We start from the raw sequence: 25,409 nt of genomic DNA on the forward strand, positions 1-25,409 counted from the left end.
GCGAAGGGCCCCGCCGGAATCCGACGGGGCCCCTCACCTGCGTACCGCGAATCAGAGCTTCTCGGGCGTCCGGATGCCCAGCAGGCCCATGCCCTTCGTCAGGGTGCGGGCCGTCAGGTCGACCAGGAACAGCCGGTTCTCCTTCTGGGCCTCGGTGTCGGCCTTCAGGACCGGGCAGTGCTCGTAGAACTTCGTGAGCAGCGTGGCCAGCTGGTACAGGTACGCGGCCACCTTGTGCGGTGCGTACTCCGCGGCCGCCTCGAAGACCGTCTCGCCGAACGCGTCCAGGTGCAGGCCGAGGGCACGCTCGGCCGGGGCCAGTGCGACCTCGGGGTGAGCGGCCGGCCGCGTGTCGCCCGCCTTGCGCAGGATCGACTGGATACGGGCGTACGCGTACTGCAGGTACACCGACGTGTCGCCGTTGAGCGAGACCATCTGGTCCAGGTCGAACTTGTAGTCCCGGTTCGCGGACGTCGACAGGTCGGCGTACTTCACGGCGCCGATGCCCACGTACCGCCCGTTCTCGACGATCTCCGCCTCGGTCAGGCCCACCTTCTCGGCCTTCTCGCGCACCACGGCGGTGGCCCGCTCGGCGGCCTCGTCCAGCAGGTCCTCCAGCTTGACCGTCTCGCCCTCACGGGTCTTGAACGGCCGGCCGTCGGCGCCGAGCACCGTGCCGTAGCCCATGTTGTGCGCGGTGACCTCGTCGGTCAGCCAGCCGGCCCGCCGGGCCGTCTCGAAGACCATCTTGAAGTGCAGGGACTGCCGCACGTCCACGACGTAGATCAGGTCCGTGGCCTTCAGGTCGAAGACCCGGTTGCGGATCGCGGAGAGGTCGGAGGCCGCGTAACCGAAGCCGCCGTCGGCCTTCTGCACGATCAGCGGGACCGGCTGGTCGTCCTTGCCCCGGATCTCGTCGAAGAAGACGACGAGGGCGCCCTCCGAGCGGACCGCGACACCGGACTCCTCCAGCATGCGGGCGGTCTCGGGCATCAGGTCGTTGTACGCGGACTCGCCGACGATCTCGTCGTCACGGACCTCCATGTCCAGCTTCTCGAAGACCGAGTGGAAGTAGACCTTCGACTCGTCCACGAACTGCTGCCAGAGCTTCAGGGTCTCCTCGTCGCCGGACTGCAGGGCGACGACCCGCTTGCGCGCCCGCTCCTTGAAGCCCTCGTCGGAGTCGAAGACGGCACGCGAAGCCTTGTAGACCCGGTTCAGGTTCGACATCGCCTGCTCGCCGTCGACCTCGTCGGCGGGGGCCAGCTCGCCCGGGTGCTCGATCAGGTACTGGATGAGCATGCCGAACTGGGTGCCCCAGTCGCCGATGTGGTGCCGGCCGACCGTCTGCTCGCCGGTGAAGTCGAGCATGCCGCGCAGGGCGTCGCCGATGACCGCCGACCGCAGGTGGCCGACGTGCATCTCCTTCGCCACGTTCGGCTGCGCGTAGTCGATCACCGTGAGGCCCGGGGCGGCCTTGGGGGCCACGCCGAGCCGGTCGGCGTCCGCGTACCGGGCCGCGAGCGTCTCGGTGATCGCCTGGTCGGAGACGGTGATGTTGAGGAAGCCGGGGCCCGAGACCTCGATGTCGGCGAGGAGGCCGCCGCTCTCGATCTCCGCCACGACCTGGGTGGCGAGCTCCCGCGGGTTCGCCTTGGCCTTCTTGGCCAGGGCCAGGATCCCGTTGGCCTGGTAGTCGGCCCGGTCGCTTCGGCGCAGCAGCGGGTCGGCGGAGCCGGCCTCAGGCAGGGCTGCCGTGAGGGCGTCCGCGATGCGCTGCTGGACGTTGGAGGCGATCGAGCTGACCGGGGCCATGGGGTGCCGTTCCTTCTTGGGTTGCTTGGACAACCCGAATTCTCCCATGAGACGTGGACGGGGTTCGCGTCCATTACCGCTCAGGGGAAGGAAGGCGAGAGGCGGGCGGGCCCGATACTCGCGGCGGGGAATGGCGGGCTTCTGGGAGAATGGGTGCGCGCGGGGAGCAACCGCGTCCAGACCCGAACCGAAAGGCCCCACGACCGTGGCCCAGAGCACAGGTGCGGAACCCCAGTCGAACGCAGACTGGGTGTCCCGTTACGCCGACGACGTCATCGCCGAGTCGGAGCGTCGTGCCCCGGGCAAACCGGTCGTGGTCGCCTCCGGCCTGTCCCCGTCCGGGCCGATCCACCTCGGCAACCTGCGCGAGGTCATGACCCCGCACCTGGTCGCGGACGAGATCCGGCGGCGCGGGTACGAGGTGCGGCACCTGATCTCGTGGGACGACTACGACCGGTACCGCAAGGTGCCCAAGGGCATCGAGGGCGTCTCCGACGAGTCCCACCAGCAGCACATCGGCCGGCCGCTGACGTCCGTGCCCGCGCCCGCCGGGTCCGCGTACCCGAACTGGGCCGAGCACTTCAAGGCCGCGATGACCGCGTCGCTCGCCGACCTCGGCGTCGAGTTCGACGGGATCAGCCAGACCGAGCAGTACACCTCCGGTGTCTACCGCGAGCAGATCCTGCACGCCATGAAGCACCGCGGCGACATCGACGCGATCCTCGCGCAGTACCGCACCAAGAAGGCCCCCGCCAAGAAGCAGGGCCAGAAGCCGGTCGACGAGGCCGAGCTGGAGGCCGCCGAGGGTTCGGGCGCCGCCGGCGAGGACGACGGCAGCGGTTCCGGCGCGGGGTACTTCCCGTACAAGCCGTTCTGCGGCGGCTGCGGCAAGGACCTGACCAAGGTCACGTCGTACGACGACGACACCACCGAGCTGGCGTACGTCTGCGAGGAGTGCGGGCACACCGAGACGGTCCGGCTCTCCGAGTTCAACCGCGGCAAGCTGGTCTGGAAGGTCGACTGGCCCATGCGCTGGGCGTTCGAGGGCGTGATCTTCGAGCCGTCGGGTGTGGACCACTCGTCGCCGGGGTCGTCGTTCCAGGTCGGCGGGCAGATCGTGACGCTGTTCGGCGGCAAGCAGCCGATCGGTCCGATGTACGCGTTCGTCGGCATCTCCGGCATGGCCAAGATGTCCTCGTCGAAGGGCGGGGTGCCCACCCCGGCCGACGCGCTGGAGATCATGGAGCCGCAGATCCTGCGCTGGCTCTACGCCCGCCGCCGCCCGAACCAGTCGTTCAAGATCGCCTTCGACCAGGAGATCCAGCGGCTCTACAACGAGTGGGACAAGCTGGAGGCCAAGGTCGCCGACGGCTCCGCGCTGCCGGCCGACGCCGCCGCGTACAGCCGTGCCGCCCGCACCGCCGCCGGCGAGCTGCCCCGCACCGAGCGCCCGCTGCAGTACGGCACGCTCGCCTCGGTCGCCGATGTGACGGCCGGGGACGCGGAGCAGACCCTGCGCATCCTCACCGAGCTGGACCCGGAGAACCCGGTGGCGGACCTCGCCGTGGTCCGCCCGCGCCTGGACAAGGCCGAGGCGTGGACCGCGAAGTACGTGCCGGCCGAGTCCCGCACCATCGTGCGGACCGCCCCGGACGCGGAGGCGCTGGCCGCCCTTGACGACCACAAGAAGGAGTCGCTGCGCCTCCTCCTGGAGGGCCTCGACGAGCACTGGTCGCTCGACGGTCTGACGCACCTCGTCTACGGCGTGCCGAAGGTGCAGGCCGGATTCGCGGCCGACGCCGGACCGAAGGAACTGCCGCCGGAGATCAAGGCCGACCAGCGCGCGTTCTTCGCGCTCCTGTACCACCTCCTGGTCGGCCGCGACACCGGCCCGCGCCTGCCCACGCTGCTGCTCGCGGTGGGGGCGGACCGGGTGCGGAAGCTGCTCGGCGCCTGACACCCGTCGCGCGAACGGCGCCGTCCCCTCGGGGGCGGCGCCGTTCTGTGCTTACGGGGGCGTGTCCTGTGCTTACGGGGGCGTGTCCTGTGCCTACGGGGGCGTACGGAGCTACGCGATGGACTCCTCCGCGTCCAGCTCCTGCTGGTAGCGGGCCCGGAAGTCGCGGATGAACGGGCGCAGGGTCGACTCCGTGAGCGGGCCTCCGCTGCGGCCCTTCACGCCGTACAGGTCCTGGAGGTAGATCCCGAACTGGCGGGCGTTCGGGAAGTCGCCGTGCTCGCTGACGTACTTGCGGAACGCGTTGAAGTACGCCTCCTCGCGCGTGACGTCGTCCGGCAGACCGGGCGGCGCCGGGGGCTCCTCCTCCGCCTCGGACTCGGCGACGGCGTCCAGGAGCTCCTCCGCGGGCAGCTGCTCCTGGCGCTGGCCCGGGATGTTCAGCGGACGGGTGCGGTTCGGGCCCGTGGGGATACGGAACTCACCGGTCTGCGAACTGTCGAAGGCCTCGGCGGGCTGCTCCTCGTACCACTCCTCGTAGGGCGGCTCGGGGGAGTACGTCTGCTCGTACCGCTCCTGCTGGTGCGAATGCGGCTGCTGCTGCGGGTCGAAGGCCTGCTGCGGATTGAGGCCCTGCTGCGGGTCGAGGCCCTGCTGGTCGTACGGGTGTTGCTGGGGGGTCGCGAACCACGGGCTGTCGTGGTTCGTGGGCCACTCCTGGGGGATCTCCACGGGCTGCGGCGCGGCCTGGACGGCCTGCGGGACCTGAGGCGCCTCCAACTGCGGCGTGGGCGCGGGCAGTTGGGGCACCTCGATGCCCGCCGCCGCGAGGCCCGCCGGCGCGGTCTCCGCCAGCGGGACGCCGTAGCGCGCCAGACGCAGCGGCATGAGGGACTCGACCGGGGCCTTGCGGCGCCATGCGCGGCCGTAGCGCGAGCGCAGCCGGGCGCGGTAGACGAGGCGCTCCTGTTCGAGCTTGATCACGGCGTCGTACGAGCGGAGCTCCCAGAGCTTCATCCGGCGCCACAGCAGGAACGTCGGCCCGGGCGAGAGCAGCCAGCGCGTGAGGCGGACGCCCTCCATGTGCTTGTCGGCCGTGATGTCGGCGATCCGGCCGATGGCGTGCCGCGCGGCCTCGACCGAGATCACGAACAGGACCGGGATCACCGCGTGCATCGCCGTACCGAGCGGATCGGGCCAGGCCGCCGCACCGTTGAAGGCGATCGTGGCGGCGGTGAGCAGCCACGCCGTCTGCCGCAGGAGCGGGAAGGGGATACGGATCCACGTGAGCAGCAGGTCGAGGGCGAGCAGGACGCAGATGCCCGCGTCGATGCCGATCGGGAAGACCAGTGAGAACTTCCCGAAGCCCTTCTCCTCGGCGAGCTCGCGCACGGCCGCGTACGAGCCCGCGAAACCGATCGCCGCGATGACGACCGCTCCCGCGACCACCACCCCGATCAATATCCGGTGTGTCCGCGTCAGCTTCAACGGCGCTGCCACCCGTGATCCCCTCCAAGTGCCTGCCCGCGCTTGCCGCCGCCCGGGCCCGTTTGCGCGCAACAGCCTGGCACACGTGTGCGGGTGGGCGTGGGCCGGTATCGCCGAAAGCCCGGCCATCGGGTGAACGGCCGGGCTCTTGACGTGCGGTTTTGCGGCGTTATGACGTGCCGTCCCGAGACGGCGTGCGGTCTGTCGACTCGCTACGAGGACTTGCTGGACGCCTTGTCCGACGGCTTCTTCGACGGGGAGTCCGACGGCGAAGCGCCCTCCGCGCCTTCCTTGTTGGCCGCCGTCACCGAGGCCACCACTTCCTTCGCGGCCTTCTCGGCGTCCTTGGCCATGTCCGTGGCCTTCGGAGCCTTCTCGCCCGCGAGACCGGCGCCGTTGTAGTCGAGCGTCACGACGACGTTCTCGATGCGGGTGACGACCGTCTGCTGCTTGTAGTCGCCCAACTTGCCCTTGTCGAGGTCGTAACGGACCGTCGTGGCCTGGTCGCCGACACCGGCGGCGGGCTCCGACTTCACGTTCTTCGCGCCCTCGGTGCCCGAGGCCGCGGCGACCTGCTTCTTGAAGTAGTCCTTGGCGCGGTCCTCGGCGCTGCCCAGGCCCTGTTCCGATTCGAACCGCATCAGCGACGCGGAAAGCCAGCGGAACTGGGAGCCGTCAACACCGTTGGTGTCCAGGCCCGTCCAGGAGCAGCTGCTCCGCGTGGTGACATCGGTGGACTTGCCCGTCTTGCCGGACTTGTCCTCGACCTTGGGCACCAGATCCTCGACCGTCTTCTCGGACAGGACCTTGCAGGCGGCGGGCAGCTGCTTGTACGCGGCCGCCTCCAGACTCGCCGGCTTGTCCTTGCCCTCAGCGCCCTTCGAGGCGGAGGAGCTCGCGCCGGAGTCGCTCTTGCCGCCGTCGTCGCCCGAGCCCGAGGAGCACGCAGCGGCGGCGGTCAGCGCCACCGGAACTACGGCACAGGCGGCGAGTATGCGGGTGAATCGCGGTCCTTTTCGGTGCATGGTTCCTTCGCTCATCATTCGTGCGGGTCCGTTCCGGGGCGCCAGGTGCGGCAGGAGCCCCCTGTGGTTCCGCCCAGCCACGGTACGCGGTGGTGCGCAGCGCCGTGGCGGAACGGACCCCGGACCGCGTGACCCAGGCCACCCCCGGCCCGCACTCACTCCGTGAACTGCTCGGCCAGCCGCCCGCCCAGAACCCTTGCCCTGTCCTGCAGTTCCTTGCTGTCCGGCGTCTCCCGCACGGAAGCGGGCTGCGCGCTGTACTCGATGGTCACCAGCACGTTCGACGTGCGGAACACCACAGTCACCATGCGCCGCCGGGCCGCCGAATCGGCCGCGCTCAGCTCGTCGTCGAGGTACGCCTCGTCGGCCAGATCGTCGAGCACGCGCGGTTCGAGACCCTCCGGGGGAGTGGACGAAGCGGAGGCGGACGGGTCCTTGTCACCGCTCTTGCCGTCCTCGGCGTCCGCGTCGCCCGCATCGTCCGACGGGTCCTCGGAGGCCGACTCCGACGCGTCACCCGAAGGCTCCTCGTCCGACCCTTCCTCCGCCGGCTCCGGCAGATCCGCCGCGATCTTCAGATCGAGGAACAGATCCGTCGCGAGCTCGTCATCGCTCACCGCCGGGTCGTACGACACCACGCGCTCGAAATCGACATGCAACCGGTGCGTCGCGTCCGCCGACTCCACCGTCCAACGGCAGCCCGCCCGGCGGTCGGTGTCGAAGGTGACCGTCGCCGCACCCGCGTACGCCTTCTCGCGCCGCTCGTCCGCCAGGTCCTTGATCCCCGGCAGCATCGCGTCCAAAGTGTCGCGCCCCACCGCGTTGCACGGCTCGGGCAGCGTGTCGTACTTCCCGGGCGCCGCCTCCGCGGGCGAGGTCGCGAAACCCTCGGGCTTGTCGTCGTCCGCGCCCGCGCCGCCACCGTCGGAGGTGCAACCCGTGAGCAGCACGGCGGCGAGCGCGGCCGCACCCGCCAGATAACCCTTGTGGCTGCGCCTGTGCCGCACGGTGCGGGCCCTCCTTCGGACACGGTTCGGGTGCTGTACCGCTGGTCTGGGACGGCCCCGTACGGCGAAAAGCGATGGCGCCGCGCGGAGACCGGTGAACATAATGTGTATCGCACGCGCCGCTGTGATGGCCGGTCAGCCGCCCCTTTTGCTGCCCTTGGCCCCGGTATTTGCGCTCCAAGACTTTTCTTCATTCATACGGGGATTGTGAGTTCCATGAGTTACGTAGAGGTGCCCGGGGCGAAGGTCCCCATCCGGATGTGGACGGATCCGTCCACGGTCGAGTCCGGCGCGATGCAGCAGCTGCGCAACGTCGCGACGCTGCCCTGGATCAAGGGCCTCGCCGTCATGCCCGACGTGCACTACGGCAAGGGCGCGACGGTCGGTTCGGTCATCGCGATGCACGGCGCGGTCTGCCCGGCGGCGGTCGGCGTCGACATCGGCTGCGGCATGTCGGCGGTCAAGACCTCGCTGACGGCCAACGACCTGCCGGGCGATCTCTCGCGGCTGCGCTCGAAGATCGAGCAGGCGATTCCGGTGGGGCGGGGGATGCACTCGGATGCCGTGGATCCGGGGCGGATGCATGGGTTTGCCACGTCGGGGTGGGGGGAGTTCTGGGGGCGGTTCGACGGGGTGGCCGGTGCAGTGAAGTTCCGCGAGGAGCGGGCGAGGCGACAAATCGGGACACTTGGCTCGGGAAATCATCTGGTTGAAGTTTGCACTGATAGCGAGGGTGCGGTCTGGCTGATGCTGCACTCCGGATCTCGCAACATCGGGAAGGAGCTGGCGGAGCACCACATCGGTGTCGCTCAGCGTCTCCCGCACAACCAGGGCTTGGTCGACCGCGACTTGGCGGTGTTCGTCTCGGACACCCCGCAGATGGCGGACTACCGCAACGACCTGTACTGGGCGCAGGAGTACGCCAGGTACAACCGGGCGATCATGATGGCGCTGCTCAAGGACGTGATCCGCAAGGAGTTCAAGAAGGCGAAAGTGACCTTCGAGCGGGAGATCAGCTGTCACCACAACTATGTGGCTGAGGAGCGTTATGAGGGGATGGACCTGCTCGTCACGCGCAAGGGCGCCATCCGGGCGGGCTCGGGCGACTACGGGATCATTCCCGGGTCCATGGGTACGAGCTCGTACATCGTGAAGGGCCTGGGCAACGAGAAGGCCTTCAACTCGGCCTCGCACGGGGCGGGTCGGCGGATGAGTCGCAGCGCGGCGAAGCGCCGGTTCACGGTGCGGGATCTGGAGCGGCAGACGCAGGGCGTCGAGTGCCGCAAGGATTCCGGTGTACTCGATGAGATCCCGGGTGCGTACAAGAACATCGACCAGGTGATGGAGCAGCAGCGCGACCTTGTTGAGGTTGTGGCGAAGCTCAAGCAGTTCATCTGCGTCAAGGGGTGAAGCCGGAGCGGGGTGCCGAAGGTATGGGCGCCCCGCTCCGCGTGCGCTACTGGGGCGGCATCGGCACCTTGCCGGTGCGAAGTCGCCAAAGCCGCATGGAGCAGCTCTGTTCCGTTCGACCCAGTGTCTTGGCTGCGGCTGCGGGGTGATTGAGTCGCAGCAGCTCGCGATCGTCCGTCTCGGTCCAGCGTCGACGAGGTGGAGCGATCCTCATGTCTGCCGGGCGCACCCAGGTCTGGATCGAGGCGGCGTTGGCCTTCTTGTGGTCCAGTGCGAGGCAGTCGGGATAGTAGAGATGACCGGCCAACTGCTGGGCGTGCTCCTTGAAGTACGTGGTCACGTAGACCTGGTCGCGGGCGTTGGGGCGGACATTGCGCTGTGTGCCAGTGATCTCCCTGCCGAAGCGGCACACGTACTCGGCCATGGAGGAGCTGGCAGTCGTGAAGGAGATGAACGGGATGCCTTTGCCGGTCCACCCAACGGACCCGTCGGCATCGAACAAGCCGCGAACGTAATCGACCTGGGAGAACTCGGCGCAAGGCGGCTTGATGATCAGCGACTTCTTGCCGTACGGGATCCCGAGTTCGTTGATGATGGTCCGGGCTTCCAGTGAACACAGTGACCACGTGGCCGAGTGGTGTTGTTCGGCGAAGTTGGTGGCGCGGACTCTTTCGCTGATGGAGCTGTAAAACGGGGTCAGGCGCTGGAACTTGCGGAGGATGTGGATGTCCCGCGCGTTGATTTCGGCGGTCAGCCTGCCCTTCTGCCCCGGCCCTTGGGCAAGGTGCCCATCGGCTTGAAGGAAGCCGAACATGTAGGCGTACTCGGGGATTTCGAGGTCCATGAACCTCGCCGACTCGGCGTCAGAGCCTTCGTCCAAGGCGAGTTGACGCGCGCTAGTCTCGTGCTCAGCCATGAGGAAGCGGTCCTTCCATGATGGTGAGGCCCTCGGTCCGGGTTGCCGCCCGGCCGGGGGCCGTATTTCTGCTGGTTGTGGCTGAGATTAGATAGCGCGTTCGTGCGTGGTGGCGGGATGGAACTCGTTCACTCGTACGTGTGTACGTCCGCGCCCTATCCCACAATGTGCCGCAAATACCCCTGCGGATCCGCCAGATACCGCCGCCAGTGATCCACCAGCTCCAGCTCGTCCCACCGCACCCGCCGTATCCCGTGCTCCCCCACCTCGACGATGTCCGCGCCGGGCAGAGCGGTGAGGAGTGGGGAGTGGGTGGCGCAGATGATCTGGCCGCCTTCGCGGGTCAAGTGGTCGATGTGGCCGAGCAGTTCGAGGCAGGAGGCGAAGGAGAGGGCGGCTTCCGGCTCGTCCATCACGTACAGCCCTGGGGTGAGGAACTTGCCGCGGAAGGCGGCGAGGAAGCCCTCCCCGTGGCTGCGCTCGTCCGGCGCGAAGCCCTCGCGGTGCAGCGCGTCAAGGGCCGTCTCGGCGCGCAGGAAGAAGCCCTTGCGCGCCGACCAGCTGCGCACCATGCGCCGCCCGCCGGCTGCCGCGTCGAAGCGCAGCCGCTCGCCGAGCGCGGACTTGGGGCGATGGCTCGCGTACTTCCAGTCGTGCGAGCCGCCGTACGGATCGAGGCCGAAGGCTTCGGCGAGCGCTTCGGCCAGGGTGGACTTGCCCGACCCGTTCTCCCCCACGAGAAAGGTCACCGGCGCCGTGAAGCGCAGCCCCTCGCGCAGCAGCTGCCGCACGCAGGGCACGCTCCACGGGTACTCCTCGGGGTCCAGCCCGTCCCCCTGGGCATAAGCACGCTCGACGATCACGCTTCGAGCCTGCCACGGGGGTCGGACAACGGGACGGAGCGCGAGGCCTCAGAAGAAGTAGGAATCCCCGGTGTCGAGCGTCAGCACCTTGTGCCGGTTGTTCTCCGCATTGCGGTCGGAGACGCCGCCGTTCCACAGGGTGTCGATCCGTACGGTCGCCTCCTCCGGCACGCCCTTGAGCTTGAGGTCGAGTGCGAGTTCGTCGCTCCAGCCGCCCGCCTTGATCTCTCCGGTGGAGCAGAGCACCGTGCGCGGTCCGCCGCGCAGGCACTGCTCCGGCAGCTTCTGGCGGCTCGCCAGCGGCACCGAGTAGCGCAGCCGCACCGTCGCGTCGTTCACGCCGGCCGGGCCGTGGTTCTGCGGGGTCAGCCAGATCCCGAGCCGGCCCTCCCACAGTGACGCGTAGCCGTGGTACGCCACGTCGGCCTCCGGCGCCGCGGCCTCGGCCGGCACCGCCACGGCCAGTACGGCGGCGGCCACCGTCGCCGCGGCCAGTCCCGCACCGTTCGATCGAGCTCGCATCTCCCGCTCCCACCGTTCCCGTCCGCGCCCGGCAGCTCCCGGAGCCCGGACTGACCGCCTGTCCGATACGCGCGCAACTTACCGATACTTCGCAATTGGCCGTGACCATGACGGAGTTCGGCGCGTACGGATGACCGCATGGCGAGCGGTTGACCGGGCCGCTGGGCGATCCGGTTAGCCTGACCGCGATCGACTCCGGTCACCCCGGACCACCGACACCGGTCACCCCGGACCACCGCACCCGCACTCTCCGCCTCCCAGGAGCAGCCCATGACCTCCGCCGCAGCCCGCCGCACCGCCGTCGTCACCGGCGCGAGCAGCGGCATCGGTGCCGCCACCGCCCGCAAGCTGGCCGAAGCGGGCTTCCGCGTGGTGCTCACGGCGCGCCGCAAGGACCGCATCGAGGCCCTCGCCGCCGAGCTCACCGCGGCCGGCCACGCCGCCGACGCCCGGGCCCTCGACGTCACCGACCGCGCGGCCGTCGACGCCTTCGCGGCCGCCCTCATGGCCGAGGGCGCCGTGCACGTCCTCGTCAACAACGCGGGCGGCGCGCTCGGCGCCGACCCCGTCGCCACCGGCGACCCGGAGGACTGGCGCCGGATGTACGAGGTCAACGTCATCGGCACGCTCCACATGACGCAGGCCCTGCTCCCCGCCCTCACCGACAGCGGCGACGGCACGGTCGTCGTCCTCTCCTCGACCGCGGGCCATGCCACGTACGAAGGCGGCGCGGGCTATGTCGCCGCGAAGAACGGCGCCCGGGTGCTCGCCGAGACCCTCCGCCTCGAACTGGTCGGCCGGCCCGTCCGCGTGATCGAGATCGCGCCCGGCATGGTCAAGACGGAGGAGTTCGCTACGACCCGCTTCGGCGGCGACGAGGAGAAGGCCGCCAAGGTGTACGCGGGCGTTGCCGAGCCCCTCACCGCGGACGACGTGGCCGACACGGTCGCCTGGACCGTCACCCGGCCCAGCCACGTCAACATCGACCTGCTCGTGGTCCGCCCCCGCGCCCAGGCGTCGAACACGAAGGTCCACCGGGAGCTGTGACAACTGGGCAGTGGCCGGTAGTCCTCGGCCGCCGCCCCTATCCGGCTGCGAGGGGTGTCCTACGGGGCGAACTCCTCCGCCGGGGTCTTGTAGCCGCGGTCGTACGCCGCCGTGTAGGCCTCGTCGCCGAGTGCGGCACGGGCACGGGCGGCGGCACGGTCGACATCCCTGCGTTCGCCGGGCGGCAGCGGGGAGTCCACGGAGGCGCGCAGGGCCGCCGCGGTGCCGAGTGCCTCGGCGGCGCGCTCGGCCGCACTCCGCTCCGTCACACCTCGTTCAGCCGCGCCCCGTAGGGACCAGGCGCCTGCCAGGCCCTCGACGGCGAAGGCGATGGCGCGGGCGTCACCGGTACGACGGGCCGCGGTGAGGCTCTCGGTGTGCAGGGACTCGGCCAGCCGGTCGTCGCCGCGCACCTCGGCCACGTAACCGCACTGCGCGAGGAGCAGGGCCGTGCCCGAGTCGACGCCGAGCCGCCGGTTCCAGGCGAGCCAGGGGGTGAGCAGGCGCTGGGCGGTGTCGAGGTCGCCTCGGTGGCGGGCGCCGAGCGCGAGGCCGATCTCGGCGAACTGGCGGGCGGGCGCGTTCCCTTGGCCGGCGGCCAGCCGCACGGCCCGTTCGTGGTACTCCGTTGCGCGCTCCTCCTCGCCGGTCAGCAGCGCGATCCGGCCGAGGCGCGACAGACTGAACGACGCCTGGGTCCACAGCTCCAGCTCCTCCGAGGCCCGCAGTGCCTTGTGGTGCAGCCGGGCCGCCGAAGGGTAGTCGCCGGTGATCTCCGCGAGCACGCCCAGCTGTTCGGTGGCCTGCGCCTGGCCCCACTGGTCGCCGAGTGTGCCGAAGCGCTCCGCGCCGGCTTCGGCGGCCTCGCGCAGCGATGCCAGGTCGCCCTCGTACAGCGAACGGGTCGCCCAGGTGCTGAGCGCCGCCGCCTCACCCCAGGGGTCACCGAGCGCGCGGAACTCGGCCTCAAGGTCGCGCAGCCGTCCGCGGTCCTGCATCTGTGTGAACCCGCACCGCGCGAAGGCGAGGAACCAGCGGCCGCGGGCATCGGCGTCGTCGAAGGCGTCCGCCTGGTGGGAGGCGTCGCCCGTGACCAGGGCGAGTGCGGCGCGGCGGATCCGGGCGGAGGCGAGGGTGCCGTGGTCGGTGACCTGGCCGTCCGGCCCGGTCGTCTCGGCGGTGGCGAGGACGCGGTTGAGGACGGCCAGACCCTCGCTGATGCGGCCGCTCAAGTACCAGTACCACGTAAGGGAGTTGACGGCGCGCAGGGCTGATGTGGGATCCGCGGTGTGGTCGAGGGCCGCGTGGAGGTTGCGGGACTCCGCCTGGAGCCGGTGCAGCCAGGCGCACTGGGCGGGGCCGTGCAGGGCGGGCGCCGCGCGCTCGGCGAGCTCCCGGTAGTGCACGGCGTGCCGCTCCCGTACGGCGGCCTCCTCACCCGCGGCGGCCAGCTGCTCCAGGCTGTACGCGGCCACGGACTCGAGCATCCGGTACCGCGCTCCCTGATCGCCGTAGGCCACGGTGACCAGGGAGCGGTCGACGAGGCGGGTGATCAGGTCGACGGTTTCGTGAGCGGTGATGGGGTGGGCGTCGGGTTCGGCGTCGGCGTTGGCGCTGGCGTTCGCGTCGGCGTCGGCGTCGGACTCAGCTTCGGCTTCGGCGGGTGAGGTCGGGGTGGCTGTCTCCGGGGTGGCTGTCTTCGGGGTGGCGCAGACCGCTTCGGCGGCGTCGAGGGTGAAGCCGCCCGCGAAGACCGCGAGCCGGCGCAGGACCGTGCGCTCCTGCGGGCCGAGCAGTTCCCAGCTCCAGTCGATCATCGCGCGCAGGGTGCGCTGACGGGCGGGCGCGTCCCGGCGGACCTGGCTGAGCAGCCGGAACCGGTCGTGCAGCCGCTCCGCGAGGGCCTCGACGCCGAGCGCCCGGACGCGGGTCGCGGCGAGTTCGAGCGCGAGCGGGATGCCGTCGAGGCGGCGGCAGATGAGCTCGACCGCCTCGCGGTTCGCCGCGGTGAGGCGGAAGCCGGGGGCGGCGGCCGCGGCGCGCGCGGCGAACAGGTCGACGGCCTCGGGAACGGCGAGCGGGGCGACCGCCTCGACCGTCTCGCCCGCGACGTTCAACGGCTCCTGGCTGGTGGCGAGCACCCGCACCCCAGGTGCGCCGCGCAGGAGTTGGCCGACCAGGGCGGCGACCTCGTCCACCAGGTGCTCGCAGTTGTCGAGGACGAGCAGCACCGCACGATCGGCCAGCGCACGGACGAGCCGCGAGCGGCGGTCCTCCGGATCCACGGGACCGGCCACCGTCTCGTCCCGCAGCCCCAGCGCGGCCGCGACGGCGGCCTCCGGATCACTCCGCACACCGGCGAGCTCGACGAGCCAGACACCGTCGGGGAGGTGCGGGCAAGGGGTGTCGGTGCGTTGGGGTGAGGGGGTGACTGGGGGAGTGGGCGGAGGGGTAGTCGGGGGAGCGGTCGGTGGCGCGGCCCGTGGAGCGGTCGGTGGGACGAGATGTCCGGCCGCCTCCAGCGCGAGCCGTGTCTTCCCGACTCCACCGGGCCCGGTCAGGGTGACCAACCGCTCCGCCACGAGCGCCGCACACACCTGCGCAACGGCCGCCTCCCGCCCGATCACGGCGTCGGTGCGGGCGGGGAGGTTGGTGGTGGGGCGGGGTGGGGGCGCAGCGGACGTTGTGGGCGGGGTGGGTACCGGAGAGGGGGCGAGTGTGGGTGTGGGCGTGAGCGTGGCGGCTGACGCGAGTGGTGGTGCGGAGTGGAGGGGCGACCCGAGTGGGAGGGGTGGCTCGACCCGAACGGACCCGGCCGAAGTCACCCCCGCCCCAACGGACCCGGCCGAAGTCAGCCTTGCCTCACCGGACCCGGCCGCCCCTCGAACGCCCACCTCAAGCCCTGGGTCCTGCCGGAGCATCGCCTCGTGCAGTGCGCGCAACTCCGGGCCGGGGTCCACGCCGAGTTCGTCTGCGAGGCGGCGGCTCAGGGCGTGGTACGACGCGAGTGCCTCGTTCTGGCGTCCCGAGCGGTACAGCGCACGGAGGTGGACGGCCCGCAGTCCCTCGCGGAGGGGGTGCTCCTTCGTGAGCGGAGTCAACTCGTCGGCCAGCAGGGCGTGTTCACCGAGGTCGAGCCGGAGTGCGGCCAGCTCTTCCTGCGCGGTGAGCCGCTGTTCCTCCAGGCGTGCGACGGCCGCCCGGGCGAACCCGGCGTCTCGGAACTCCTCGAACGCGAGGCCCCGCCACAACCCCAGGGCATCGCTCAGCAGCGCCCGGCGGGCGCGCGGGTCCTCGATCCGCTGTGCCTGGGCGACGAGTCGGCCGAACCGGCCGGCGTCCACGTCCTCCTCGGCGACCGCGAGCCGGTAGCCGCCGGGCCCATGTTCGACCAGCGCGCGCCCGCCGGGCTCGCCCTGCTCCAGGGCACGCCGCAGTTGGGACACCTTCGTCTGCAGGGCGTTGGCAGGGCGCGCGGGCAGCGCCGCGCCCTCCCACAGGTCCTCGACGATCCGGTCCACCCCGACGGGCTGCCCCGCGTGAGCGAGGAGCACCGCGAGCAGCCCGCGCACCTTGGCCTCCGGTACGGCGACCGCCGCCCCGTCCCCCGCCCGTACTCCCAGGATCCCCAGCACCTCGAAACGCATGACGCCCACGCTAACCGGCGCGCGGGGCCGGGGAGTCGGCGACGGCGGAAGCGAAGGGGAGGCCTGGTGACAGCCGGACCGAGTGCCGGGCGTCCGGACCGGCACCTGGCCCTGACCTGCCCGTCCGCCCGCCGTCAGTCGGCCGTCAGCCGGCCCATGTGCCGGCCCGTGCGCGGACCATGCGCACACCGAAAGCGGCCCGCAGGTGTTCCGTGAGCGGCCTCCCGCACGGTGGTTCCCGTGACCACACCGGTCACCCCACCGCCGGGCACGCCGCCGCGACCCCGGCCCTCCCGCTCCGGAAGGCACACCATGTCCACCCTCCTCCGCTCCCGTGAGATCCGCCTCGCTGCCCGCCCCGTGGGTGAGCCGACCGCCGCCACCTTCGAGTCGGCGACCGTCGACATCCCTGAGCCCGCCGACGGCCAGATCGTGGTCCGCAACACCTGGATGTCCGTCGACCCGTACATGCGGGGCCGGATGGACGATGCCCCCTCCTATATCCCGCCCTTCGTGCTGGGAGCCGCCCTGGAGGGCAGCGCTCTCGGTGAGGTGATCGCCTCGCGCTCCGCGGCGGTGCCGGTCGGGGCGACTGTCAGCCACTTCCTCGGCTGGCGCGAGCACGCCGTGCTCGACGCGGCCGACGCCACCGTCGTCGATCTCGCGCTCGCCCCGCCCGAGGCCTGGCTCGGACCGCTCGGCACCACCGGCCTGACCGCCTATGCCGCCCTCACCCGGACCGCCCCCGTACGCGAGGGAGACGTCGTCTTCGTCTCCGCCGCGGCCGGAGCCGTCGGCAGCGTCGCCGGCCAGCTCGCCCGCAAGCTCGGTGCCTCGCACGTCATCGGCTCGGCGGGCGGACCGGCCAAGACGAAGAAGCTGCTCGACACCTTCGGTTTCGACGCCGCGCTCGACTACCGCCAGGGCGCCCTGGACCAGCAGCTCGCCCAGGCCGCACCGGACGGGATCGACGTCTATCTCGACTCCGTGGGCGGTGACCATCTGCAGGCGGCTGTCGGTGCGGTGCGCACCGGCGGCAGGATCGCCTTGGTGGGCGCGGTCAGTGGCTACAACGCCACCACGCCCGTGCCCGGCCCGGACAACCTGTATCGCGCCGCGATCAAGGAGGCCACCTTGCGAGGCATGCTCGTCACCAGTCACTTCGACCTCTTCCCCGAGTGGATCGGCAAGGCGGCGAGCTGGCTCGCCGACGGTTCTCTGCGCACCGAACAGACCGTCGTGGACGGCCTCGACCAGGCCCCCGACGCCTTCCTCGGCGTCCTGAACGGAGCCAACACGGGCAAGATGCTGGTCCGCCTGGAGGCAGCCCGATGAACCCCACCCCCACTCCTGAGCCCACCGCCCTCCTCGTCGTCGCCCACCCCCGTACCGACTCGCTCACCGCCGAGATGGCGCGCCGGGCCCAAGCTCGCCTGGAGGGCTCAGGGTTCGTGGTGGACGTGCTCGACCTGTACGCCGAGGGCTTCGACCCGCGGCTCGGACCCGAGGACGAACCCGACTGGGCGGACCGGGAGAAGGAGTACTCCGCCGAAGTGCAGGCGCATATGCGGCGGGTGGCCGCGGCCGAGGTGCTGGTCGTCGTCTTCCCTCTCTGGTGGTTCGGTCCGCCGGCGATCCTCAAGGGCTGGATCGACCGGGTGTGGAATCACGGCTTCGCCTATGGACGGTCCCGGCCGCGGCTGGCCGGGAAGCGGATGCTCTGGCTCACGGGAGTGAGCTACACCGAGGCGGACTTCCTGTCGCTCGGCTGGGACCGGACGGTCACGCACACCCTGCGGACGGGCATCTCCGAGTACTGCGGGATCACGGAGGCCGCCGTCCACTTCGTGTACGACTCGCTGCACGCCGACGAGCCCGCCCTCAAGGCGGCGGACGAGGCGGTCGGCGCCCTCCTCGACCGGCCTTGACCGGCCCTGGCCGGCCACGGGAGCGCCGGGCGGCGCGCGAGCGGCACCGGGCGGGTGGGGATGCGAACTCCGCATCCCCACCCGCCCGTTCAGGCCATGACCCGTCCCAGGGACTCAGTCCCGGGCCCAGGCCACATACCCGTCGGGCCGCACCAGCTGCAGCGGCGCCTGCTCGCCCTCCGCCCACTGGGTCCGTATGCAGTCATCCCCGGCCAGCGTCTCCAACTCGGCGGGGAGCTCCGTGTCCTTGGGAGCCGTCAGGACGAACTGCCCTGTGCGCAGTGCCTCGTAGAGCCGGGTGCCGTCGGCCAGTACGCCGTCGGCTGCTCGGTGGCCGACCAAGGCGTGGGCGCCACGCGGCGCGTCGTACACGTACCCGACGCCGGTGATCTGGCCGATCGCCTTGCGGCTGACCGGTGCCGCGTTGTTGACCACCTTGGCGGCCAGCCAGCGGACCGCGAGCTGGGCCGGGTTGTGCGCCATCGCGAGGCGGACGATCGCGCCGCTGCTGCGCAGTACCGCGGAGCCGACGGGGTGCCGCTCCTCCTGGTAGGTGTCGAGGAAGCTGTCGGGGGCGCGGCCCGTGAGGACGGCGGCCAGCTTCCAGCCGAGGTTGTTGGCGTCCTGCAGGCCGGTGTTCATGCCCTGGCCGCCCGCGGGGGAGTGGGTGTGGGCGGCATCGCCGGCGAGGAAGACGCGGCCCGTGCGGTACTGCGGGACCTGCCGCTCGTCGCTGTGGAAGCGGGAGATCCAGCGCTCGTCGTGCATGCCGAAGTCGGAGCCGAAGGCGCGGCTGATGATGTCCTTCAGCTCGTCAAGGGAGGTGGGTGCGTCGTCCGGGATCTCGGCGCGCTCGCGGTTCCAGCCGCCCACCCGCCAGTACCCGTCACCGAACGGGATCATGAAGCCGAAGGCGCCCTTCCCGCCGTCGACCGCGACCGTCAGCTCCGGCTCGCTCTCGAGCAGGACGTCGGCGAGGACGATCGAGCTGATCACGGACTCGCCGGGGAACGGCTGCCCGACGGCTTCGCGGACCGCGCTGCGCACCCCGTCCGCCCCTACGACATAGGCCGCGCGGTGCGTGGTGCTCGTGCCGTCCGCGCTGCCGCGCACCTCAAGAGTGACGCCTTCGTCGTCCTGGGTCAGACCGGTGACCTCGGCATCGTGCACGAACCGCACCCCGTGCTCGGTCGCCCTGCGGTGCAGCAGCTTCTCCACCTCGTACTGCGGGGTGATCAGGAGGAACGGGAAGCGCGAGGGCAGGACGGAGAGATCGAGGGAGAGGGAGCTGAACAGGCGGAGCTGTGTGAGCTGCTGCCCGGTGGGGAGCAGCTCGTCGGCGAGGCCGCGGGTGTCGAGGACTTCGAGCGTGCGGGCGTGCACTCCGAAGGCGCGGGTCAGATTGCTGAGCCCGGCGGGGCGCTTCTCCAGAACGGTGACCCGTATCCCGGCGGCGGCGAGGTCGCCGGCGAGCAGCAGGCCGGTGGGGCCCGCGCCGACGATCACGACGTCTGCGGGGGTGGTGCCGTGCTGGTCGGTGCGGGTCTCGGTCGTGCCGGTCATGGCCGCCTCCTCGGGATACCAACGCTTGTTGGTCAACGCTTGTTGGCAACAGTACGAGGCCCGGCGGTGGACTGTCAACACCCGTTGGCCTACGCTTGTTGGCATGCAGAAATCCGAGACATCGACGAGGCCCGAGACCACGGGCACCGAACCTCGACCCCAACCCCGCCCGCGCCGCTCCGATGCCACCCGCGCCGCGATCCTGGCCGCCGCGCGCGAGCGCTTCGCGGCCGACGGCTACGAGCGCGCGACGATCCGCGCCATCGCCAAGGACGCGTCCATCGACCCGTCGATGGTGATGCGTTACTACGGCAGCAAGGAAGGTCTCTTCGCGGCTGCGGCCGACATCGACCTGAATCTGCCTGCGCCGATGGATGTACGGGTCCAGCTGGACGGCGGCGGCAGCGGTGCCGGCGTCCCCGCCGACCGGATGGGGCGCTTCCTCGTCTCGCACTTCCTCGACCGCTGGGAGCAGGACGAAGTCCTCACCGCGCTCCTGCGTGTAGGCGCCACCAACCCCGCGGGTGCCGAGCGCATGCAGCAGATCCTCAAGGACCAGATCGGCCCGATCGCCGCCCAGGTGTGTCCGGATCCGGCCGACGCACCGCGCCGCGCGGCGCTGGTCGCCTCGCAAATACTGGGCATGGCGCTCGCCCGCTTCGTCCTGCGCTTCCCGCTGGCGGTCGAGATGTCGAAGGAGGAGATCGTCGACTGGCTCGCACCCACGATCCAGCGCTATCTGACCGCCCGCAGCCCGAGCCCCGATCGCGCTCTACTCTGACCCCGTGAAGATCATCGATATCGAGCCGTCCGACCCGCGCCTCGTCACCGACGTCCTGCCCGTCCTGAGCGAGCTCCGCCCGCACCTCACCGAGGAGCTGCTGCACACCACGTACGAACAGGGCCATCCGCAGGGGCTCCGGTTCAGCGCCGCGTACGGCGACGACGGGCGGTGCGCGGGCGTCGCCGGCTGGCGGATCGTCTTCAACACCAGCTCACTGAAGAAGCTGTACGTGGACGACCTGGTCACGTCCGCGAGCGCGCGCTCCGGCGGGGTGGGCCACGCGCTGCTCACGTACCTGGAGGAGCACGCGCGCGAACAGGGCTGCCACGAGCTCGACTTGGACTCCGGCACCCACCGCACCGACGCGCACCGCTTCTACCTGCGCGAACGGATGGCGATCACGGCCTTCCACTTCAGCAAGGACCTGGACTGAGCGACGTCAGCCAGGTCGGGACCGAGCGACTTCAGCCAGGACCGGGACCGAGCGGCGGCCACCCCGCTACAGCCACCCCCTGCGCCGGAACGACCGGTGCACCAGGAAACACGCCACCGCCGTCACCGACAGCATCAGCAAGTACCCGTAGCGCCAGCCCAGTTCCGGCATGTGCTCGAAGTTCATGCCGTACACGCCGCACACCATCGTCGGTACGGCGATCACGGCGGCCCATGCGGTGATCTTGCGCATGTCCTCGTTCTGCGCGACGGTCACCTGCGCCAGATGGGCCTGCAGGATCGAGTCGAGCAGGGAGTCGAAGGACGCGATCTGCTCGACGGTGGTGGCCAGATGGTCGCCGACGTCACGGAAGTACGCCTGCACCCCCGGGTCGATCAGCGGACTGCGCCGTTCCGCCAGCGTCGCCAGCGGCCGGGCGAGTGGCTGCGCGGCCCGTTTCAGCTCCAGGAGCTCGCGCTTGAGCTGGTAGATGCGCCCCGGGTCGACCCGGCCCGCCTCCGGTGAGAAGACCTGTGTCTCGACGGCGTCGACATCGAGCTGCACGGCGTCCGCGACGCTCAGATATTCGTCGACCACGAAGTCCGCTATCGCGTGCAGCACCGCCGAAGGACCCTTGGCCAGCTGCTCGGGGTCCGCTTCGAGGCGCTCGCGCACCGGTCCCAGCGAGCCGTGCCGCCCGTGCCGGACCGTGATCACGAAGTCCCGGCCGGTGAAGACCATGATCTCGCCGGTGTCCACGACCTCGCTGGTCGCGGTCAGCTCGTCGTGCTCCACATAACAGACCGACTTGAACACGGCGAAGAGCGAGTCGTCGTACGGGTCCACCTTGGGCCGCTGATGCGCGTGCACCGCGTCCTCGACGGCCAGCGGATGCAGCCCGAACGGCTCGGCGAGCGCGGCCACCTCCTGCTCGTCCGGCTCGTGCAGTCCGATCCAGACGAAGCCGTCGCCCTCCTCGCGCACCCGCCGCAGCGCCTCCGGCCCCGACAGGCCCGCCCAGGAGCCGGACTGCCGCTTGCCGCCGCGGTACACCACGCAGTTGACCACCGCGCTGCCCAGCGGGGAGCGCGCCGGGTGGCTGAGGTCCACCGTTTTGCGCTGCACACGGCGCACGATGCGGCGCAGCTTGCGGATCATCGGCATCTGCGGAAGTCCCCCTCTGTCCTGTCCCGTCTGCGCAGCCTGCCACGCTCCTGCCCGTACGTCATCGGTCCATGCCTTGCCATCACCGCGGTGACCTGCGGTGATTACGGTACGAAAGGGATTGCGCATGCGGGCCGACGGCAACCTGCTTACAGTCGACACCCGGAGAACTCCGCCCGTACGGCGAGAGCCCCTGGCTCGGGGAGCCGAAGGAGAGCACGCGAAATGAGCAGCGGCATACCGGACGACTCCAAGCACGCCCGTCGCAGGCGCCTGCGGGCCACGGCGCGGGTGCGCGCCCACCGCGTGGAGATGGCCCTCGACAAGGCAAGGGCCCGTGCGGCCCAGGCGATCGGGCCGCACCCCGAGAGCGTCGCGGCACACCGCCAGGCGGCGGCGTCGGCGCAGCGCGAGCTGGCGGAATTGGACGCGCAGGGACGGGTGTTCACACGGCGGGACACCGGTGCGCGGGTGGTGCTGCGCGATACGCAGTCCACCGCGGGTGCGGGCGCGTCTGGGAGCGGTGACCGCTACGAGGTCGAGTGTCTGACGCACCGGAGCGATCCGCTGTACTTCGAGGACGCGGCGGCGGCGCAGCGGGCCGCTCGGCATTCCGATACGTGGTGTGAGGCGTGCCGTCAGCTGGCTGCCACGCCGCATACGGTGCGGGCTCGTGCGCGGAAGGTGCTCGCGCCTGCGAAGGGGGAGGTGCGGTATGTGCCGCCCTCGCCGGAGGGCCGGATGCGGTTCGATCCGCCCGCGGTGTGAGCGCTGCGTCCGAGCTCCGCTCGGATCGCCTCAAGCGCCGGTGGGGCCGATCACGGCCACACCAGGCAGTAAGGCTGATGCCCCGCCTCATGCAGCCGATGGCTGAAGTCCTGCCACTCGTGCAGCAGTTGGTACACGTTGAACGCGTCCCGCGGGCCCCCGCGGTCCGGGACCGTCGACCAGATGAAGGCGGCCGCGCCGACGGCCTCCTCGCCGATGCCCCGAAGGGGGTCGACGACGGTCATCGGGAGCTTGACGACCGCGTAATCGGGGTGGAGCACGACCAGCTCCAGCGGCGGGACCTTGTGCAGCGGTATGCCCTCGATGCCCGTGAGGACCATCGCGGCCATCGTCTCCGGCTTGATCTTGGTGAACATGCCGCCCATGCCGAGCTCGTCACCCCCGAGCTCCTCGGGGCGCATGGAGATCGGGACGCGGGCGGCGGTGGCCCCGTCAGGGGCGCCGAAGTACTTGTAGGTCACCCCCACCCGGCCACTCCTGATCCGCGCGTGCTCGGTGTCCTGCGGGCCGGCCGCCGGTGCCTCGCTGTCGTGCTGGTCGCGCCGGTGCTTCCCGCGACGGGCACGTCGCGGTCCGAGGGCACCCTGGTCACCGGTCCCCTCGCCCAGTCCGCCACCGCGCTGCATATCTCCACCCGACTGATGCCGCCTATTTGGTAACCCGGCCCCGGCCCCGCGACCCGATCATCGTGCCAATGACCTCCCCCGGATGAGTATGGCAAAACACGTGTACGCGATCGTGATTCGAGGACAAGTCACCTGGTCGTGTGAGTTGCCTCTACGATACGCAGATTTCCGTGTCCTCAGCCGGTCCCTGCACGCATAAATGATCACCTTCGGATGCCGAAGTGATCACCGCCGTGCGTCGGCCGGACGCCGGGGTGATCCCCGCCGGGTCCACCATGTGGCCGCAGGCTATACCCGGGGGCCTACGCTGAGAGGGCCCGCTGTCCGTGAACCGAGAGAGCCCGAGAGACCCGACGTGATGCACCAGGTGCCGGAACCCAGCCAAGCCCCCGTTTCGCAGGCGCTCTTCGACCGCGCTTCCCGGGTCACGCCCGGCGGCGTGAATTCTCCGGTCCGCGCCTTCCGGGCCGTGGGCGGTACGCCCCGCTTCATGGTGTCCGGTCAGGGTCCGTACCTCACGGACGCCGACGGCAAGGAGTACGTCGACCTCGTGTGCTCCTGGGGGCCGATGATTCTCGGCCATGCTCAGCCCGAGGTGATCGCCGCGGTCCAGGAGGCCGTCGCCCGCGGCACCTCCTTCGGTACGCCCGGTGAGGGCGAGGTCGCGCTCGCCGAGGAGATCGTCGCCCGGGTCGCCCCGGTCGAGCAGGTGCGTCTGGTGTCCTCCGGCACCGAGGCCACCATGTCCGCGATCCGCCTCGCCCGCGGGTTCACCGGCCGCGCCAAGGTGATCAAGTTCGCCGGCTGCTACCACGGCCACGTCGACGCGCTGCTCGCCGCGGCGGGCTCGGGCCTCGCCACCTTCGCGCTGCCGGACACCCCCGGCGTCACGGGCGCGCAGGCCGGCGACACCATCGTGCTCCCGTACAACGACATCGAAGCCGTCCGCGCCGCCTTCGCCGCGCACCCCGGCGAGATCGCCTGTGTGATCACCGAGGCCTCGCCCGGCAACATGGGCGTCGTACCGCCGCTGCCCGGCTTCAACCAGGGCCTCAAGGACGTCTGCTCCGCCAACGGTGCGCTGTACATCTCCGACGAGGTCATGACCGGCTTCCGTACGAGCAAGGCCGGCTGGTTCGGTGTCGACGGCGTCGCGCCCGACCTGATGACCTTCGGCAAGGTCATGGGCGGCGGCTTCCCCGCCGCGGCCTTCGGCGGCCGCGAGGACGTCATGGCGCACCTCGCTCCGGCCGGCCCCGTCTACCAGGCGGGCACGCTCTCCGGTAACCCCGTCGCCACCGCCGCGGGCCTCGCCCAGCTGCGCCTCCTCGACGACGCCGCGTACGCCAAGGTCGACGCGGTCTCCGCCGAGATCCAGGGGCTCGTGACCGGCGCGCTGGCCAAGGAAGGCGTGGCGCACCGGCTGCAGACCGCGTCCAACATGTTCTCGGTGTTCTTCACGGAGAACGAGGTGCGCAATTTCGAGGACGCCAAGGGCCAGGACTCGTTCCGGTTCACCGCGTTCTTCCACTCGCTGCTCGCCGACGGCGTCTACCTTCCGCCGTCCGCGTTCGAATCCTGGTTCGTGTCCACGGCGCATGACGAGCGGGCCGTCCAGCGCATCGCGGACGCGCTCCCCGCCGCCGCCCGCGCCGCCGCGGAGGCCACCGCATGAGCTCGCTGCACGACGGCACGGAGCTGACCGTCGTCCACCTGATGCGCCACGGCGAGGTGCACAACCCGGACGGCGTCCTCTACGGACGCCTGCCCGGCTACCACCTCTCCGAGCTCGGCCGGCAGATGGCCGACCGGGTCGCCGAGCACCTGGGCGGACGCGACATCACCCATGTCGTCGCCTCCCCGCTGGAGCGCGCGCAGGAGACCGCGACGCCCATCGCCAAGGCGCACGGCCTCGACGTCGCCTCCGACGAGCGGCTCATCGAGGCGGACAACGTCTTCCAGGGCAAGACCTTCGGGGTCGGCGACGGCGCGCTCAAGCGCCCGGAGAACTGGAAGCACCTGGTCAACCCGTTCAAGCCGTCCTGGGGCGAGCCGTATGTCGAGCAGGTCGTGCGCATGATGGGCGCGCTCGACGCGGCGAAGGACGCGGCGCGCGGGCACGAAGCGGTGTGCGTGAGCCACCAGTTGCCGATCTGGATCGTGCGCAGCTTCGTCGAGAAGCGCCGGCTGTGGCACGACCCGCGCCGCCGCCAGTGCACGCTCGCCTCGCTGACCTCGTTCACGTACCGCGGCGACAAGATCGTCTCGGTCGGCTACAGCGAGCCCGCAATCGATCTGGTGCCCGCGCACCTGCGTGCGGGTGCGAAGCCTGTGAAGGGCAAGGACAAGGCCTTCGGGGCCTAGATATTTCGCGTACGGACGAGGAGGGTCGGTCACCGCACGGTGGCCGGCCCTCCTTCTCGTG

Annotated in this window: 21 protein-coding genes; 10 read left to right on the top strand and 11 right to left on the bottom strand. The window is 70.8% G+C overall.

The genetic code is table 11. The features are described from left to right. Nucleotides 1–51 precede the first annotated feature (51 nt). Nucleotides 52–1,815, bottom strand: a complete 1,764-nt coding sequence (gene argS, locus ACIBI4_RS07455) for an arginine--tRNA ligase (RefSeq protein WP_399203218.1) — start codon at nucleotides 1,813–1,815, stop codon at nucleotides 52–54. Between the two features lie 130 nt (nucleotides 1,816–1,945). On the opposite strand from argS, the gene lysS reads away from it, so the two are divergent. After that, a complete protein-coding gene (gene lysS, locus ACIBI4_RS07460; RefSeq protein ID WP_399202691.1) occupies nucleotides 1,946–3,772 on the top strand; it encodes a lysine--tRNA ligase in 1,827 nt (608 codons plus the stop codon). A 111-nt stretch (nucleotides 3,773–3,883) separates the two neighbouring features. Here lysS and ACIBI4_RS07465 read toward each other — a convergent pair whose 3' ends face one another. From ACIBI4_RS07465 to ACIBI4_RS07475, 3 genes are all read right to left on the bottom strand, one after another. Further along, the gene (locus ACIBI4_RS07465) at nucleotides 3,884–5,272 is read right to left on the bottom strand and encodes a DUF2637 domain-containing protein (RefSeq protein WP_399202692.1); all 1,389 of its coding nucleotides are present in this window, start codon (nucleotides 5,270–5,272) and stop codon (nucleotides 3,884–3,886) included. A gap of 200 nt (nucleotides 5,273–5,472) precedes the next feature. Beyond that, nucleotides 5,473–6,228, bottom strand: coding sequence for a DUF3558 domain-containing protein (locus ACIBI4_RS07470; RefSeq protein ID WP_399202694.1), 756 nt, complete (start codon nucleotides 6,226–6,228; stop codon nucleotides 5,473–5,475). 212 nt (nucleotides 6,229–6,440) lie between these two features. Further along, nucleotides 6,441–7,292 (bottom strand): DUF3558 domain-containing protein, encoded by an 852-nt coding sequence (locus tag ACIBI4_RS07475; RefSeq protein ID WP_399202695.1) that lies wholly within the window; start codon nucleotides 7,290–7,292, stop codon nucleotides 6,441–6,443. Between the two features lie 216 nt (nucleotides 7,293–7,508). Here ACIBI4_RS07475 and ACIBI4_RS07480 point away from each other — a divergent pair, with 216 nt between their 5' ends. Beyond that, nucleotides 7,509–8,702 (top strand): RtcB family protein, encoded by a 1,194-nt coding sequence (locus ACIBI4_RS07480; RefSeq protein ID WP_399202696.1) that lies wholly within the window; start codon nucleotides 7,509–7,511, stop codon nucleotides 8,700–8,702. A 46-nt stretch (nucleotides 8,703–8,748) separates the two neighbouring features. Here the strand turns inward: ACIBI4_RS07480 and ACIBI4_RS07485 are convergent, their stop codons facing one another. The 3 genes from ACIBI4_RS07485 to ACIBI4_RS07495 form a co-directional block, all read right to left on the bottom strand. Then, nucleotides 8,749–9,618: an LAGLIDADG family homing endonuclease gene (locus ACIBI4_RS07485; protein WP_399202697.1), complete on the bottom strand. Its 870-nt coding sequence runs from the start codon at nucleotides 9,616–9,618 to the stop codon at nucleotides 8,749–8,751. Between the two features lie 155 nt (nucleotides 9,619–9,773). Next, nucleotides 9,774–10,481 (bottom strand): AAA family ATPase, encoded by a 708-nt coding sequence (locus ACIBI4_RS07490; RefSeq protein WP_399202698.1) that lies wholly within the window; start codon nucleotides 10,479–10,481, stop codon nucleotides 9,774–9,776. 48 nt (nucleotides 10,482–10,529) lie between these two features. Continuing rightward, the gene (locus tag ACIBI4_RS07495) at nucleotides 10,530–11,003 is read right to left on the bottom strand and encodes a hypothetical protein (protein ID WP_399202699.1); all 474 of its coding nucleotides are present in this window, start codon (nucleotides 11,001–11,003) and stop codon (nucleotides 10,530–10,532) included. A 270-nt stretch (nucleotides 11,004–11,273) separates the two neighbouring features. Here ACIBI4_RS07495 and ACIBI4_RS07500 point away from each other — a divergent pair, with 270 nt between their 5' ends. Beyond that, nucleotides 11,274–12,050, top strand: a complete 777-nt coding sequence (locus tag ACIBI4_RS07500; RefSeq protein WP_399202700.1) for an SDR family NAD(P)-dependent oxidoreductase — start codon at nucleotides 11,274–11,276, stop codon at nucleotides 12,048–12,050. Nucleotides 12,051–12,109: 59 nt separating this feature from the next. Here ACIBI4_RS07500 and ACIBI4_RS07505 read toward each other — a convergent pair whose 3' ends face one another. After that, nucleotides 12,110–15,697 (bottom strand): AfsR/SARP family transcriptional regulator, encoded by a 3,588-nt coding sequence (locus tag ACIBI4_RS07505; protein ID WP_399202701.1) that lies wholly within the window; start codon nucleotides 15,695–15,697, stop codon nucleotides 12,110–12,112. Between the two features lie 312 nt (nucleotides 15,698–16,009). Here ACIBI4_RS07505 and ACIBI4_RS07510 point away from each other — a divergent pair, with 312 nt between their 5' ends. Together ACIBI4_RS07510 and ACIBI4_RS07515 are read left to right on the top strand one after the other, a co-directional pair. Then, nucleotides 16,010–17,032 carry an NADP-dependent oxidoreductase gene (locus ACIBI4_RS07510; protein ID WP_399202702.1) on the top strand — a complete coding sequence of 341 codons (1,023 nt, stop codon included), beginning with the start codon at nucleotides 16,010–16,012 and terminating at the stop codon, nucleotides 17,030–17,032. Beyond that, nucleotides 17,029–17,625 (top strand): NAD(P)H oxidoreductase, encoded by a 597-nt coding sequence (locus ACIBI4_RS07515; protein WP_399202703.1) that lies wholly within the window; start codon nucleotides 17,029–17,031, stop codon nucleotides 17,623–17,625. The genes ACIBI4_RS07510 and ACIBI4_RS07515 overlap by 4 nt, the downstream gene beginning before the upstream one ends. Before the next feature lie 114 nt (nucleotides 17,626–17,739). Here the strand turns inward: ACIBI4_RS07515 and ACIBI4_RS07520 are convergent, their stop codons facing one another. After that, complete coding sequence (locus ACIBI4_RS07520; RefSeq protein ID WP_399202704.1) at nucleotides 17,740–19,188, bottom strand: FAD-dependent oxidoreductase; 1,449 nt, start codon at nucleotides 19,186–19,188, stop codon at nucleotides 17,740–17,742. Nucleotides 19,189–19,291: 103 nt separating this feature from the next. Between ACIBI4_RS07520 and ACIBI4_RS07525 the strand changes: the two genes are divergently transcribed. After that, a complete protein-coding gene (locus ACIBI4_RS07525; RefSeq protein ID WP_399202705.1) occupies nucleotides 19,292–19,969 on the top strand; it encodes a TetR family transcriptional regulator in 678 nt (225 codons plus the stop codon). Nucleotides 19,970–19,973: 4 nt separating this feature from the next. After that, nucleotides 19,974–20,405, top strand: a complete 432-nt coding sequence (locus ACIBI4_RS07530) for a GNAT family N-acetyltransferase (RefSeq protein ID WP_399202706.1) — start codon at nucleotides 19,974–19,976, stop codon at nucleotides 20,403–20,405. Nucleotides 20,406–20,471: 66 nt separating this feature from the next. Here ACIBI4_RS07530 and ACIBI4_RS07535 read toward each other — a convergent pair whose 3' ends face one another. Further along, nucleotides 20,472–21,569, bottom strand: coding sequence for a magnesium and cobalt transport protein CorA (locus ACIBI4_RS07535; protein ID WP_399202707.1), 1,098 nt, complete (start codon nucleotides 21,567–21,569; stop codon nucleotides 20,472–20,474). Nucleotides 21,570–21,794: 225 nt separating this feature from the next. Between ACIBI4_RS07535 and ACIBI4_RS07540 the strand changes: the two genes are divergently transcribed. Continuing rightward, the gene (locus ACIBI4_RS07540; RefSeq protein ID WP_399202708.1) at nucleotides 21,795–22,337 is read left to right on the top strand and encodes a hypothetical protein; all 543 of its coding nucleotides are present in this window, start codon (nucleotides 21,795–21,797) and stop codon (nucleotides 22,335–22,337) included. A gap of 50 nt (nucleotides 22,338–22,387) precedes the next feature. Here ACIBI4_RS07540 and ACIBI4_RS07545 read toward each other — a convergent pair whose 3' ends face one another. Beyond that, on the bottom strand, nucleotides 22,388–22,984 hold the full coding sequence (locus ACIBI4_RS07545) for a hypothetical protein (RefSeq protein ID WP_399202709.1): 597 nt from the start codon (nucleotides 22,982–22,984) through the stop codon (nucleotides 22,388–22,390). A gap of 358 nt (nucleotides 22,985–23,342) precedes the next feature. On the opposite strand from ACIBI4_RS07545, the gene hemL reads away from it, so the two are divergent. Further along, nucleotides 23,343–24,659, top strand: a complete 1,317-nt coding sequence (gene hemL, locus ACIBI4_RS07550) for a glutamate-1-semialdehyde 2,1-aminomutase (protein WP_399202710.1) — start codon at nucleotides 23,343–23,345, stop codon at nucleotides 24,657–24,659. Then, on the top strand, nucleotides 24,656–25,348 hold the full coding sequence (locus tag ACIBI4_RS07555) for a histidine phosphatase family protein (RefSeq protein ID WP_399202711.1): 693 nt from the start codon (nucleotides 24,656–24,658) through the stop codon (nucleotides 25,346–25,348). Before hemL ends, ACIBI4_RS07555 begins: the two co-directional genes overlap by 4 nt. Nucleotides 25,349–25,409: the final 61 nt, after the last annotated feature.

Origin of the sequence: Streptomyces sp. NPDC050418, assembly GCF_044458745.1 — a bacterium.
GTDB lineage: Bacteria > Actinomycetota > Actinomycetes > Streptomycetales > Streptomycetaceae > Streptomyces.